At 64.7% G+C, this 14,148-nt stretch carries 8 protein-coding genes and 1 tRNA gene; 4 read left to right on the plus strand and 5 right to left on the minus strand.

Annotated elements, in window-relative coordinates; genetic code table 11:
- Positions 1–103: 103 nt before the first annotated feature.
- Positions 104–1,858: a cytochrome c oxidase subunit I gene (gene ctaD, locus CXQ89_RS15785; RefSeq protein ID WP_104055875.1), complete on the minus strand. Its 1,755-nt coding sequence runs from the start codon at positions 1,856–1,858 to the stop codon at positions 104–106.
- 224 nt (positions 1,859–2,082) lie between these two features.
- On the opposite strand from ctaD, the gene CXQ89_RS15790 reads away from it, so the two are divergent.
- Together CXQ89_RS15790 and CXQ89_RS15795 are read left to right on the plus strand one after the other, a co-directional pair.
- The gene (locus CXQ89_RS15790) at positions 2,083–3,576 is read left to right on the plus strand and encodes an aldehyde dehydrogenase family protein (RefSeq protein WP_104161965.1); all 1,494 of its coding nucleotides are present in this window, start codon (positions 2,083–2,085) and stop codon (positions 3,574–3,576) included.
- Positions 3,577–3,684: 108 nt separating this feature from the next.
- Positions 3,685–4,569: an alpha/beta fold hydrolase gene (locus CXQ89_RS15795; RefSeq protein WP_104161966.1), complete on the plus strand. Its 885-nt coding sequence runs from the start codon at positions 3,685–3,687 to the stop codon at positions 4,567–4,569.
- A gap of 69 nt (positions 4,570–4,638) precedes the next feature.
- On the opposite strand, the gene CXQ89_RS15800 is transcribed toward CXQ89_RS15795, so the two are convergent.
- Both CXQ89_RS15800 and CXQ89_RS15805 read right to left on the minus strand, forming a co-directional pair.
- The gene (locus CXQ89_RS15800; RefSeq protein ID WP_104161967.1) at positions 4,639–5,865 is read right to left on the minus strand and encodes an MFS transporter; all 1,227 of its coding nucleotides are present in this window, start codon (positions 5,863–5,865) and stop codon (positions 4,639–4,641) included.
- Positions 5,866–5,908: 43 nt separating this feature from the next.
- Positions 5,909–7,921, minus strand: coding sequence for an FAD/NAD(P)-binding domain-containing protein (locus CXQ89_RS15805; RefSeq protein WP_258060157.1), 2,013 nt, complete (start codon positions 7,919–7,921; stop codon positions 5,909–5,911).
- Positions 7,922–8,030: 109 nt separating this feature from the next.
- Here CXQ89_RS15805 and CXQ89_RS15810 point away from each other — a divergent pair, with 109 nt between their 5' ends.
- Both CXQ89_RS15810 and CXQ89_RS15815 read left to right on the plus strand, forming a co-directional pair.
- Positions 8,031–10,166, plus strand: coding sequence for a prolyl oligopeptidase family protein (locus tag CXQ89_RS15810; protein WP_104161968.1), 2,136 nt, complete (start codon positions 8,031–8,033; stop codon positions 10,164–10,166).
- A 103-nt stretch (positions 10,167–10,269) separates the two neighbouring features.
- A tRNA-Ser gene (locus CXQ89_RS15815) sits at positions 10,270–10,357 on the plus strand.
- A gap of 38 nt (positions 10,358–10,395) precedes the next feature.
- Here the strand turns inward: CXQ89_RS15815 and CXQ89_RS15820 are convergent.
- Positions 10,396–11,154 carry a fumarylacetoacetate hydrolase family protein gene (locus CXQ89_RS15820; RefSeq protein ID WP_104161969.1) on the minus strand — a complete coding sequence of 253 codons (759 nt, stop codon included), beginning with the start codon at positions 11,152–11,154 and terminating at the stop codon, positions 10,396–10,398.
- Positions 11,132–14,089 carry an FAD-binding and (Fe-S)-binding domain-containing protein gene (locus CXQ89_RS15825; protein ID WP_104161970.1) on the minus strand — a complete coding sequence of 986 codons (2,958 nt, stop codon included), beginning with the start codon at positions 14,087–14,089 and terminating at the stop codon, positions 11,132–11,134. Before CXQ89_RS15825 ends, CXQ89_RS15820 begins: the two co-directional genes overlap by 23 nt.
- Positions 14,090–14,148 lie beyond the last annotated feature (59 nt).

Genomic DNA, 14,148 nt, shown 5'->3' on the forward strand with positions numbered 1-14,148 from the left:
CGCTGTGGTCCGCACGATCGTTCGAGAACCCTCGGCTCCAGTCTAGAACCGCGCTGGACCCCGCGCGGCGGCAGGTCCAGACCCGCTGGCTGCCTTCAGACAGCTAGTCCCGCGGGTCCGGATCATTGGGCTTCTCACTGCCCATATCCGCAGCCCCGAAGACCTTGACCATGGGGTTGTCCGTGTCCTCGTTGGCCCGCGGTTTCAGCTCCGGATGATGCAGGTCCAGGGCAGGACGCTCGGACCGGATGCGGGGCAGGGAGGTGAAGTTGTGGCGCGGCGGCGGGCAGGACGTGGCCCACTCCAGCGAACACCCGAAGCCCCAGGGATCATCCACGTCCACCCGGCGTCCCCGGCGCCAGGTGATGTACACGTTCCAGAAGAACGGAATCATTGAGACACCCAGGATCATGGAGGAAATCGTGGACAGCTGGTTCATGGCGGTAAAGCGGTCCTCCACCAAATAATCGGCGTAGCGGCGCGGCATGCCGATAACGCCCAGCCAGTGCTGGATCAGGAACGTGCCGTGGAAACCAATGAACAACAGCCAAAAATGGATCTTGCCCAGACGCTCGTTAAGCATCTTCCCGGTGAATTTGGGCCACCAGAAGTAGAAGCCGGCGAACATGGCGAACACAACGGTTCCGAAGATCACGTAGTGGAAGTGTGCCACCACAAAGTAGGTGTCAGAGACCTGGTAGTCCAGCGGCGGCGAGGACAGGATGATGCCCGTCAGGCCGCCGAAGAGGAACGTGATGAGGAAGCCGATGCTCCACAGCATGGGCGTCTCGAACGTGATGGATCCCCGCCACATCGTGCCGATCCAGTTGAAGAACTTCACGCCCGTAGGCACGGCGATCAGCATGGTCATGAAGGCGAAGAAGGACTGCATGATCGCACCGGTGACGTACATGTGGTGGGCCCACACGGTGACGGACAGGGCCGCAATGGCGATCGTGGCAAAGACGAGCCCCTTGTACCCGAAAATCGGCTTCCGGCTGAAGACCGGCAGCACTTCCGAGATGATGCCGAAGAACGGCAGGGCAATGATGTAAACCTCAGGGTGGCCAAAGAACCAGAAGAGGTGCTGCCACAGGATGGAGCCGCCGCGGTCGGGGTCAAAGATGTGTGCTCCGAACCGCCGGTCCGCTCCGAGGGCGAACAGTGCTGCTGCCAGGGGCGGGAACGCCATGAGGACCAGGATGGCGGTGACCAGCGTATTCCAGGTGAAGATCGGCATCCGCCACATGGTCATGCCGGGGGCGCGCAGGCAGATGATCGTCGTGACGAAGTTGACTGCGCCCAGGATAGTGCCGAACCCGGACAGGGCCAGCCCGAACACCCACAGGTCCCCGCCGATCCCGGGCGAGAACGTGGTGTTGGACAGCGGCGCATAGGCCGTCCACCCGAAGGACGCCGCGCCCTGGGGCGTGATGAACCCGCTGACCGCAATGGTGCTGCCAAAGAGGAAAAACCAGAAAGCCAGCGCGTTCAACCGGGGAAAGGCAACATCCGGCGCCCCGATCTGCAGCGGCATGATGACGTTGGCAAAGCCGGCGAACAGAGGCGTGGCGAACATCAGCAGCATTACCGTGCCGTGCATGGTGAACAGCTGGTTGTACTGCTCCTTGGTCTGCAGGATCTGCATTCCGGGCTCGAAGAGCTCGGCGCGGATCACCAGGGCCATCACCCCGCCCAGGCAGAAGAAGATGAACGACGCGATCAGGTACATGTACCCGATCGTCTTGTGATCCGTCGAGGTGATCCAGTTGACGACGATGCGTCCCTTGGACAGCGGAACGACGCGCGGCGCAACGAAGGTGCCGGATTCATCAGTGGAGTACTTGAGCGTCGACATGCAGTGCCATCCTTGGGTGCAGTGGCCAGAACAACGTACTTCCAGCGATCCCCTCGGAGCCCGCCGTGTCTGTATCGTAGGTCTCCTCTTTCACCGCCGTCCAGAGGCTGCAGGAACCTTCCGCAGCCCACCGGCTCGAAGCGGTGCCGTCCAACAGTGGGGAATGAAAGCGACCGGCACCCGGTTGAACCGGGGACATGCCTCGAGACTCCAAGGAGAAACACATGACAACGCAGGTTCAGTCACCAGCTCCGGCCCTCACGGACTGGATTCCTTCGAAGCAGTACATCGCCGGGCAGTGGCGCGACGGCAGCTCGGAAAAGACCCTCTCGGACAAGAGCCCGTTTGACGGCACCGAACTGATGAGTATCCGCCAGGCGTCCCGGGAAGACCTGGACGAGGCCTACACCGCAGCGGCCAAGGCCCAGCTTCAGTGGGCGGCGCAGACACCTGCGGCCCGCCGCGCCGTCATGGAACGCGCAGCGGAAATCTTCGACGAGCGCCGCGACGAGATCATCGCCTGGCTCGCCGCCGAATCCGGCAGCACCGTGATCAAGGCCAACATCGAGGTTGATTCCGCCCGCGCCATCACCAAGGAGTCGGCCACCTTCCCGCACCGGGTGTCCGGCAAGATCCTGCAGTCCGACGTCCCCGGCAAGGAGTCCCGCGTCTACCGAGGCCCGCTCGGCGTCGTCGGCGTCATCAGCCCCTGGAACTTCCCGCTGCACCTGTCCCAGCGCTCCGTGGCACCCGCGCTGGCACTGGGCAACGCCGTCGTCCTCAAGCCCGCTTCGGACACCCCGGTGACCGGCGGCCTGATGATCGCCCGCATCTTCGAGGAAGCCGGGCTTCCCGCAGGCGTCCTCAGCGTCGTCGTTGGCGCCGGGTCTGAAATCGGTGACGCCTTTGTGGAGCACCCGGTCCCCTCCTTCATCTCCTTCACAGGTTCCACCCCGGTGGGCAAGAACCTCGGGGCCCTCGCTTCTTCCGGTCCCACGCTGAAGCATGTGGCGCTCGAGCTCGGCGGCAACAGCCCCTTTGTGGTCCTCGCCGACGCTGACGTGGACCAGGCCGTCAAGGCCGCCATCATGGGCAAGTTCCTGCACCAGGGGCAGATCTGCATGGCCGTGAACCGGATCATTGTCGAGGACGCCGTCTATGACGAGTTCGTGGAAAAGTTTGCCGCACACGCCAAGACGCTGAAGTCCGGGGATCCCACGGACCCGCAGACCACAGTGGGCCCGATCATCAACGCTAAGCAGCTCGAAGGCCTGCAGAAGAAGATTGAGCTGGCTCAGGAGCAGGGTGCACGGCTGGTGGTGGAGGGTGAAACCAACGGACAGGTCCTCTCCCCCTACGTCTTTGCCGATGTCACCAAGGACATGGAGCTCTTCCAGGAGGAGATTTTCGGTCCGATCGCCGGCATCATCCGCGCGGCCGACGCCGAAGACGCCCTCGCGCTGGCCAATGCCAGTGATCTTGGGCTGGCAAGCTCCGTCTTCACCTCGGATCTGGACCGGGGCGTTCTGTTTGCCCGCCGCATCAAGGCCGGCATGACCCACGTCAATGACATTCCGGTCCAGGATGAAGCTCATGTTGCCTTCGGCGGCGAGAAGAACTCCGGTCTGGGACGTTTCAACGGGGAATGGGCCATTGAGGAATTCACGACCGATCACACGGTGACCCTGCAGCGTGAGCCGCGGCAGTACCCGTTCTAACGGGTGCAGCTTCCACCCGGAGCTGAAAGCTGAAAGGATGCCGTCCCGGCTGATTGCCGGGACGGCATCGTTCTTTTGCCGGGTACCACGCAGATGAAGGGGGAGCCGATGCAGGCGAGGCGGCAGTGGACAGTGGAGAACGACGGCGCCCGGTTGGCCGTTTTCGAGTACGGGCTGCCGGCGGCACCGATGACACCCACCGTGCTCCTGGTGCACGGTTACCCGGATGACCACACGGTGTTCCGCAGTGTGATCGAGGATCTGGCTGCGGACCACCGGGTCCTCGCCTACGACACCCGCAATGCGGGTGCGTCACGGGTGGACAGCAACCCGGAAAGCAGTCCACTGGCTCCGTACCGGCTGCCGCTGCTCGTCAATGATCTCTATGCGGTGCTGGCATCGGCGGAAGCCGGGGCGGTCCGTTTGGTGGGCCATGACTGGGGGTCCATCCAGTGCTGGGCTGCAGTCCGCGATAGCCGCGCCGGCGGCACGATCCTCGGCTTCACCAGCATTTCCGGTCCGGACATCGGTCACCTGCGGCGCTGGTTTGCCGCGTCCCTGCGGTCTCCGCGCCGGTGGCTGCTGGCTGCGGGGCAGGCACTGCGCAGTACATATGTGGCCTTCTTCCAGCTTCCCGTGCTGCCGGAGTTCCTGTGGCGGCTTCTCGGGCCGCGCTACGCGAAGCGTGCGGGAACCAGCGCCGAAACCGCCACAGACAACGGTATCCGCGGGCTGCAGCTGTACCGGGCCAACCTGCTGGGGTCCGGTGTTCCGGCCGGAGGACTCCCACCCCTCATCGGCGTTCCCGTGCACGTGGTGGTTCCGCTGCAGGATCCGTTCCTGTCTCCGCGGCTGACGGACGGGCTGCGCGAGGAGGTTCGGGATCTGCGGATCAGCGCCGTCGACGGCGGACACTGGTGGCCCGCCGAGAACAGTGCCGCCTTCTGCCGGATGCTGCGGCAGAACGCGTCGCCGGAACAAGCCCTCGAGTGAAGAGGCGATGCGAAAATATCCCGCGGTAAGCGGCACCCCCGGGACACCGGATCGGAGCCCCGGTCAGGATCAGCCCGGAAGAACCGGTGATGCGTCGGCCGGGACATCAGCAACACCCAGTTTCCGGATTGCCCACGGGCCCAGCACTGCACCGCTGAGAATCAAGGCCCCGGAAACCAGGCAGGCTACCTGCCAGGAACTGAACTCGTAGAGCACCCCTGCGGCAAGGGCGCCGGCAGCTGCGCTGAGCAGTCCCACGGCGGTGTAGATGCCCATGGCAGTGCCGACACTGTTCGGCGCTGCCTCGGCAACCACGGCCTGTTCAACCGGCATCAGCACGGCAAAAGCCACGCCGCTCAGAATCCACAGGACCGACACCAGCACCGGGCTGCCGACCCACGCCAGCGATACGGCAAAGACCGCGCTAAAAACGGACGCCGCCATGACCGCCCGCCGCCGCCCGATCCGCAGGACGGCTTTATGCAGCACGGGAGGAAGGACCATCATGGCAATGGCTCCGGGAAGAAAGACATAAGCGGCTTCAATGACACCCAGTCCGAATCCCCGCTGCAGGTGCAGCAACAGCAGGACGGAAACAGCGGCTTCTGCCACAGTGGTAGTGGCTGAAGCAATCAGCATGGGCCGCACCCGCCGGGCGACGGCCCGGGACCCGCCGCTTTCTCCCCCGGCCGTTCCCGTGCCGTCCGGAATCCGGGCAAGCCGGACAGGGCTGGTAAACAGCGCCACCGCACCAACCATGCAGGCCGCACCGCATCCTGCGAGCACCGGAGCGAAGAGGTCCGTCTGTCCCAGCAGCGTCAGCCCGGCGACAAAGGCGATCCATGAACCGGTGGACTGCACGGACATAAACCGGGCAAAGACTCCGGAGTCTGCCGCCAGCCTTTCGCTCACGATGGCACGCAGGGACACCCACAGGACGGCTCCGCCGGCACCACCCACAACCGCAGCGGCAAACGCCGTCGGCAGGGAATCTGCAAGGGCGTAGCCGCAGCAGGACACCCCGTAAATGACTGCACCGATCCCGGCAAGAGTCCGCCGTTCCCTGCTGTCGGCCAAGCGTCCCGCCAGAGGCCGGGCCAGAACCGAGACGAGCAGTTCCGCCGCGATCAGCAACCCCACCTGCGAGGCACTTGCCCCCAGGGCAATTCCCGCCCACAGCGGGATAAGGAAATCGATCAGCTCAGCAGGACCGTAGGTGAGCCCGGCCGCCAGCAGCGCAGCCCGTTCCCGGCGAAGTGCCTTACCTGAGTCCCCCGGCATCGTTTTCGCAGACATCGCCTGAGCATAGGCAAGCCCGCGCGCGCAGGCAAGGAACGGGTCAGCTCGAACTGCCGGCGTTCGCCCGCTCGTACTTGCTTGCCCCGCCGGTTTGTCCGCGGCCGGCCGCTGAGGCCAGAAGGGCCGAGGCAATATCGTCCGCGTCCCGCAGTGTTCGGGCGCCTGCGCCAGCCGGGGAACCCGCTTCAGCCGCGATTGCGGTACCCCACTGCACCGATGAAAGCTGGAGCCCCAGTACATACAGGTTCTCCTGCGGCTCACCGCTGATCCCCACCGGCCGGTACGGCGGCAGGGTGACATCCAGGCCGGGGGTGATCACAGCCGTTCCGTCCGCCGCCATCATGACCTTGGGCCGCACCAGTCCGTCGCGCAGCATCCCGCCGAGCAGCGGGGAGATGTTCCGGTCCACGCGGTTGGGCGGCATCATCGCTTCCACCAGCGTCCTGGCAGCGTATTCCGTGCCGGACCATGGCGAGGAACCGGTGAACACACCGCGCGCTTCGTCGATGTCAAAGCGCGGGTCCGGACCCACGAAGTGCACGACGCCGGCCCGCACCAGAGCGGCCAGCTGTTCGATCCGCTCTGGTGGAGGTCCGCTCGCGAGCCCTTCCACCAGCGGCTCAAACCAGCCGCGCAGTTCGGAAAGCCAGGATGCATCGGCCAGTCCGCCGTCGGCCACTATGGATTTCAGCAGCGTGCGTCCGGCGTTCAGGGCGCCAATCGCCATTTTCAGGGGATCGTCCTCCCCTGCCGCGGAACCGGCGGCGTCGTCCTCCAAATAGGCCAGGACGGCGTTGTCCAGATCATGCGCGCCGCGGTAGGGGCGCCTGCCCAGCGGCTGGGCCAAAGCTTCCAGGTTGGTGCGCCGGTCCGCCGGCACGAAGCGGTCCAGAACTTTTTCCTTGACCGAATCCCATTCGGTACCGGGAAGATCGAGGGCCGCGCGGAGCTCTTCGAGGAACAGCTCTGCGGGTTCCAGCAGCTCGTCCGCCGCCACCCGGGCAAGTGTGGAGTAGTAGGCCCAAACGGCGTCGCGGTGCAGCAGCGGCCAGAGATCATGGTCGAAGCCGGGCAGGATTCCCTGCTGCCTGAAGGCTGCTGCGGCTTCTTCAGTGAAGTACCGCAGGTGAACGCTGCGCGGCACGTAAGAGTCCAGCCGCGCCTTAGCCCGGTACGGGGTTCCCCGCCGCGAGGCTGCCACCAGGACCGGTTCACGCCCGCTGGGCTCATAGCGAAGCGCCCGGCCCGCAGGCAGTCCGCTGGGCAGGAAGCGTCCGCCGCGGCCGGTGGTCACCTGAATCATGATGTCGAAGAAGTTCAGTCCGAGGCCGCGGACAAGTACGGGCTCGCCGGCGGGAAACACACTGAAATCAACGTCGGAAGGAACTGCGGGCGGCAGGTAGCGCAGGTTGTGGCGGTCCGCGGCATCACGCAGCCGATCCTGATCCGCGCTCAGGGCTGCCGGAAGGTGGCCGAGTGCGAGCACGACGGCGTCTGCGTTCAGCTTGTCTTCGCCTGCCACCTCAAGCACCCAGCCCGCACCGGTTTCCGGCCTCGTGAGGCTGAGGACTTCGGAGCGGACGTGGGCCAGTTCCACGCCGGCTGCGAGCGCCGCTTCCTGCAACCGGGCGAAGGTCCATTCGAGGTACCGGCCGTACACTGCGCGGCTGGGAAAAGCGCCTGGTGTCAGCTGCGCCAGTTCGTCCCGGTCGGCAGCAGGCAGCTCCGTGCCGGCGCCCGGATCCGTCATCAGTATCCGCCACTGGTCGAAGGACAGGCCCGACGGCGATGCCGCCAGCTCATCGGCGGTGGCGCCGGCCGGAACCACGGTGGGAAAGAGGCAGGGCGTGTTCATCAGGAACAGCCGGGACTGGCCTGTGCGCCAGACATGGCCCGGACCGGGATTGAACGGATCGATGACCCGGATTTTCAGGGCAGGCCGGCTCGGTTCCGGCAGCGCCAGGTACCGGGCCAGCGTACGTTCCACAACAGAGATCCCCCGCGGGCCCGCTCCGATCACGGCCAGTTGGAAGCTCTGCGTGGTATTGATCATGCTTCAAGAGTATCTAACCGGTAGGTTCACCTTTTCGGCGGGGCGGACAAATGGCTGTCCGGCCCGAAGGCTAGCCGCTGCCTGTGGCATCCGCCCCTAGGATGGGCACATGACTTCCTCGACTCCTGACCTGCCCGGTCCCTTCGCTGATGATGAGTTTCTGTGGCTGGAGGACATCTACGGCGACAAGCAACTGGACTGGGTGCGCTCGGAGAACAAGGTCACCGAGGACCTGCTCTCCGAAACGGGCTTCGAGGACACCGAGAAACGTCTGCTCGAAGTCCTGGACTCCACCGACCGGATACCGATGGCAACCAAGCGGGGCGGGCATTACTACAACTTCTGGCGCGACGCCGAGCATCCCAAGGGTTTGTGGCGCCGCACCACGTGGGAAAACTACTGCACCGACAATCCGGAGTGGGAAATCCTGCTGGACGTGGACGAGCTCAGCCTCGCCGAGAACATGGAGTGGGTCTGGGGCGGTTCGGCGTTCCTGCGCCCCACTGACGGCGGCCCGTACCGCCGGGCGCTGGTGGCTCTCTCCCCGGACGGCGGTGACGCCGCCCGCTACCGGGAGTTCGACGTCGTCGACCGCGCCTTTGTTCCCGGGGGCTTTGACATTCCTGCGGCGAAAAACCGCATCAGCTGGGCCGGGCCGGATGAGCTCTACGTCGGCACCGACTTTGGCCCCGGGTCCATGACCAGCTCCTCCTATCCGCGGACCAGCCGGATTCTGCGCCGCGGGATGGAGCTCGCCGATGCCCTTCCCTATTTCGAGGTGCCTGAAGACCACATGATGGCGGTGGTGGCGCACGACCAGACGCCCGGTTTTGAGCGGGACCTGGCGGTGGACATCGTGGACTTTTACAACAGCTCCACCTTCCTGCGCCGCGGTGACCAGTGGGTCCGTTTGGACGTGCCGCTGGACGTGAACGTGGACGTGCACCGGCAGTGGCTGGTGCTGCGTCCCCGCACGGACTGGCAGCTGGGCGAAACCGTCCACCCTGCCGGGTCCCTGCTGGCGGCGGATCTTGATGTCTTCCTGGCCGGCAGCCGGGATCTTCTCACGCTGTTCACTCCGGACCCGGCCACGTCGCTGCAGTCCTGGAGCTGGACCCGGGACTACCTGCTGCTGAACCTGCTGCATGATGTTTCTTCGCAGATCTCGGTGTTGGATCCGGCCAACGGCTGGACGGCGTCGGCCCTGGACGCCTGCCCGCCGCTGCACAGTGTTGATGCCTATGCCGTGGATGACGAGGACGAGGAAGCCGGCAATGACTACTGGCTGATCAGCACCGGATTCCTCACCCCGTCCACGCTCTCACGCGGAACCCTCGGCCAGGCTGAAGGCGGCGGGGCAGCGGTGGTGAAGGAATCGCCGTCGTTCTTTGACGCCTCCTCCTGCACCGTTGAACAGCACTTTGCCGTCTCCGCTGACGGAACCCGGGTGCCCTACTTTCAGGTGGGGCCCAAGGACCTGGTGCTCGACGGCGGCAATCCCACGCTGCTCAACGGGTACGGCGGCTTCGAACAGGCTCTCACCCCCGCTTATAGCGGAATGGTGGGCCGCGGCTGGCTGGAACGCAGCTTCACCGATGAATCCGGGATAAAGCGCGCGGGCGTTTATGTACTGGCGAACATCCGCGGCGGCGGCGAATACGGCCCCGAATGGCACCGCGCGGCGCTGCAGGAACACCGGCACCGGGCCTACGAGGATTTCGCGGCGGTGGCGCAGGACCTGATCGACCGCGGCGTGAGCTCCCTGGCACGCCTGGGCTGCACCGGACGCAGCAACGGCGGGCTCCTGGTCGGCAACATGCTCACCACCTATCCGCACCTCTTTGGGGCTGTTTCCTGCGGGGTGCCGCTGCTGGATATGCGCCGCTACACCAAGCTGTCCGCCGGGTACTCCTGGATTGCCGAGTACGGCGATCCGGATGATCCGAAGCAGTGGGAGTTTGTTAAGACTTTTTCGCCCTATCACCTGCTCAAGGACGACGCCGATTATCCGCCCACGCTGATCTGGACGGCCACCAGTGACGACCGGGTGGGCCCGGTGCAGGCGCGGAAAATGGCAGCCCGCATGAAAGCGATGGGAGTAGAGCAGGTCTGGTTCCACGAGGCACTGGAAGGCGGCCACGCCGGCGCATCCGACAACCGCCAGGCGGCGCGCATGCACGCCATGTCCTATGAGTTCCTGTGGGAAGCCCTGACGGGCCGCCTGCACCGGGCCGGCACGGCCTAACCAACCGGCGGCGCGGGGCTCTCCGGGCCGGGACGTTTTGCTCTTACCGGGCCCTTATGGGTAGTCTTGTCAGGCTGGCAGCGGAAGCTACCAGAGGGTAATTGGAGACGTGCCAGAGCGGCCGAATGGGCTTCACTGCTAATGAAGTGTGGGCCTAAAGCCCACCGGGAGTTCAAATCTCCCCGTCTCCGCGCTAAAACCCCCGGGAAACCGGGGGTTTTTTTGTTTTCTAGGTCCGCCAGGCCACCGTATTGGTCAGCACGCCTATACCGTCAACTTCAACCTCCACGGTGTCTCCGGGCTTCATCTGTCCCACTCCGGCGGGGCTTGCCGTCAACAAAACGTCCCCGGGCTGCAGCGTAATCCACCGGGTAATCCATTCGAGGAGTTCACCCACGCCAAACACCATGTCGGAGGTTTGGCAGTCCTGAACGGTTTCAGAGTTGAGGCGTGTCTGCAGGCGCAGTGACTCGCCGGAGATCCCGGTTTCGATCCAGGGCCCCATGGGACAGAAAGTGTCGAGGCTCTTGGCACGGGTCCACTGCCCGTCTGCCCGCCAGTTGCTGGCGGTGACATCATTGGCGCAGGTATACCCGAGGACATAGTCCCGGTAGTCGGCCGCCCGCACGTTCCGGGCCGTGCGGCCCAGGACGACGGCGAGTTCGCCTTCATATTCCAGCCGGTCCAGCTCCCTGGGATGCAATATGGCATCCCCGGGACCGGCAAGCGTGTTGATCCCCTTCAGGAAGATGGGCGGCTCATCCGGCACCGGCTTACCGAGTTCGGCCAGCTGGCTGCGGTAGTTTCCCCCGGCGCAGATGATGATGCCGGGGGTGCACGGGTTCAGTAACTGAATGTCCGCTTCCGCCGCCCTTCTTCGCCCGGCAGAAGGATTTTCCCACCCGCCAACCAGCTCGTACACCGTTCCGTCCGCGAGGACTCCGGACTGCGGCTGTCCGTTCCCTTCAACGTACCGAATGATCCGCACTGCGGCCCTCCCCGGTGCTGCTCGACAATGCCTCCTGAAGAAGCTCCAGCGGGTGCCAGGCTGAGCGCTGGGTGCCGTGAAAGATCTGCTCGCGGCAGGACGTTCCGGTTGCCGCAACCACCGTGTCCTCTCCCGCTTCCCTAATTGCCGGGAACAGGCGGTCCTCGCCGACCTTGAGGGATACGGCATAGTGTTCGGACTCGTAGCCGAAGGAACCGGCCATGCCGCAGCAGCCTGCGTCCAAATCCGTCACTGTAACTCCGGGAATGCGCCGCAGCATGGCCATGGTGGCGGCTGTTCCCACTTCCGCTTTTTGGTGGCAGTGCCCCTGGTAGAGGATGGTCCGCCCGGCGAGCCAGGAATCTTCGGCCAGTACCAGGCGCCCGTCATCGATGGCTTCGGTCAGCAGCTCCTCGATCTGCCTCACCCTCTTGGCCACCGCCTGGACGTTGGCATCCTGCGGCAGCATCGTGACGTGCTCATCCCTGAGCGTGAAGAGGCATGAAGGCTCGCATCCGACGATTGGGGATTCCTGAGACCCGGTGCTGTTCAGGTCCCTTGCCATCGCGGCCGCTTTCGCCTTGGCTTCGTCGACGAGCCCCTTGGACAGCGCCGACCTGCCGCAGCAACCCGTGCTGGCCAATTCCACGTTCCAGCCGGAAGCCTGCAGCAGCCTGACCGCTGCCTGCCCGATGTGCGGTTCCGAATAGGTCGTGAAGGAGTCGGCCAGGAAACTGATCGTGCCCTGGCTGCCGGGCTCGGCAAGCCGTCCGGTTCGCCGGTACCAGCGGATGAGGTTCATGAACCGGTAGTGCGGCAGCGGCCGGGCGGCGGCTATCCCCACGGTGCGTTCCATGACGGCGCGCAGCAGCGGAATACGTCCGGGAAGGTTGGAAACAGGCGCAAACGCCGAGCCGAGCTTGTTCAGGGTGCGGATGGCTCCAAAGATCCGCGTCCGCAGCGGAACCCCGTGGAGCTCATGGTAGTGGGAGAGGGTTTCGCTTTTGAGCTTGGCCATGTCCACGCCCAACGGGCATTCAGCTTTGCAGGCCTTGCACATCAGGCAGAGGTCCAGGACCTCGTGCAGCCGCTCGTCGCCAAGGGCTGCCTTGGGATCCGGCTCCGAGAGTGCCTTGACGAGGGCATTGGCCCGGCCCCTGGTGGAATGCTCTTCTTCCCTGGTTGCAATATATGAGGGACACATGGCCCCGGTGGTGCTCTTGCGGCACAGACCGATGTTCATGCAGCGGTCGGCGGCGCCCCGCATGCCTCCAACCACTTCGAAGTCCAAACGGGTCCGGAAACCGACGGCAGCCGGCAACATCGCATCGCGCAGATTGTCCGTCATGCTCGGGGCGTCAACGATCTTCCCGGGGTTCATGATGTTCCCGGGATCAAAGACCCGCTTCACTTCCCGCATGGCCTCGTAGAGCCGGTCGCCGAAAATTTCCCGGTTGAATTCACTGCGGGCAAGGCCGTCGCCGTGCTCGCTGGAGTTCACTCCGCCAAACTCCTTCACGAGGTTCTTGACCTCCACGGCAACTGCCCTCATGCGCAGGACTTCGTCTGGTTTGGCCAGATCGACAAAGGGCCGGATGTGCAGGCATCCCACAGAGCAGTGACCGTAGAAACCGGCCCTCATCTGATGCTGATCCAGGATTTGGGCAAACCTCGCGGTGTACTCCGCCAAGCGCTCGGGCGGCACGGCGGTGTCCTCGACGAAAGCCAGCGGACGGTTGGACCCTTCGCTGGCAGCCATCAGCAGGCCGAGGCTGGACTTGCGCACCTTGAGCAGGTCCGCCTGTTCCGCCGCCGTGACAAGTTTCAGCGTTGCATAACCCCGGCCGTTCCTTTCCCACAGCGAAATCAGCGCTTCCAGCCGTCCGGTTATCTCTTCCTTGTCGTCTCCGGTGAAAGAAACGAAAAGAAGGGCTGCAGGATCCCCCTGCAGCGTTCGGCCCAGGTTCGAGTACTCGATCTTTTGGCGGGACAGATCCAGAATCGTCTTGTCCATCAGTTCCACCTGCGCGGGTTCGCAGCTCAGCGAGTCCGCGGTGGCTTCGATTGCTTCCTGGGTGGTGGCGAAGTGCCCCACCGCATAGACGGTGTGGCGGGGCTTGGGCACCAGATCCACTTCTACCTGCGTTGCAATGACGAGGGTTCCTTCCGAGCCCACAACAAATTTGGCCAGGTTGAAATCGTCCAGGGACAGGCGGTCGAGCCGGTATCCGCTGGCCCGGCGCCAGAAAGGCGGGAAGCCGGAGGCAATGGCCTCGGCATTCTCTTCCAGGATCTCAGGCAGCCGGCGGTAGATTTCGCCTTCCCTTGTCTGCGCTGCTGCCCGACGGATCCGCTCTTCTCCGTCGACGGGTTCCAGCCTGGCAGTGGTCCCGTCCGCGAGCACCACGTCCATGCTTCGAATGTGGTCAATCGTCATGCCGTAGCGCAGCGAGCCGGAACCGGCTGAGTTGTTGCCAAGCATCCCGCCAATCGTTGCCCGGTTGCTGGTGGAAGTATCAGGCCCGAACATCAGCCCGTACGGCGCAGCGGCGCGGTTCAAATCATCTTGGACCGCCCCCACTTCCACCCGGGCCGTCCGGGCAACAGGATCAATACTGAGGATGCGGTTCATATGGCGTGAATGGTCCACAATGATGCCGGCGCCCACCGTCTGCCCCGCCAGGCTTGTTCCCGCCCCCCGTGCAGTCACCTGGATGCCGTAGGCGGTGGCAATCCTGACGGTTTCGGCTACATCGTGCCCGTCCACCGGATAAACAACGGCCACCGGGCGCATGGTGTACATGCTGGCGTCCCGCGAGAACATGTGCCGGCTGTAATCGTCGAAGGCCACCTCTCCGGTCAGTGCCTGCGTGAGTTCTTCGGCGAACCCGGCGGGCAGCGCCGCGTCCACAGCCGAAATTTCAGTGGTGGTCATACTGACGTGCCTCGCTTCCGCGGCTTCGTTGCCGCCTGTACCGGTGTCCCGGACCTTGC

It is taken from the genome of Arthrobacter sp. ZGTC212 (assembly GCF_002929255.1).
Lineage (GTDB): Bacteria > Actinomycetota > Actinomycetes > Actinomycetales > Micrococcaceae > Arthrobacter_B > Arthrobacter_B sunyaminii.

Coding starts and splice junctions, on each gene's coding strand:
- ctaD (WP_104055875.1), bottom strand. CDS start 1,858: ATGTCGACGCTCAAGTACTCCACTGATGAATCCGGCACCTTCGTTGCG.
- CXQ89_RS15790 (WP_104161965.1), top strand. CDS start 2,083: ATGACAACGCAGGTTCAGTCACCAGCTCCGGCCCTCACGGACTGGATT.
- CXQ89_RS15795 (WP_104161966.1), top strand. CDS start 3,685: ATGCAGGCGAGGCGGCAGTGGACAGTGGAGAACGACGGCGCCCGGTTG.
- CXQ89_RS15800 (WP_104161967.1), bottom strand. CDS start 5,865: ATGTCTGCGAAAACGATGCCGGGGGACTCAGGTAAGGCACTTCGCCGG.
- CXQ89_RS15805 (WP_258060157.1), bottom strand. CDS start 7,921: ATGATCAATACCACGCAGAGCTTCCAACTGGCCGTGATCGGAGCGGGC.
- CXQ89_RS15810 (WP_104161968.1), top strand. CDS start 8,031: ATGACTTCCTCGACTCCTGACCTGCCCGGTCCCTTCGCTGATGATGAG.
- CXQ89_RS15825 (WP_104161970.1), bottom strand. CDS start 14,089: ATGACCACCACTGAAATTTCGGCTGTGGACGCGGCGCTGCCCGCCGGG.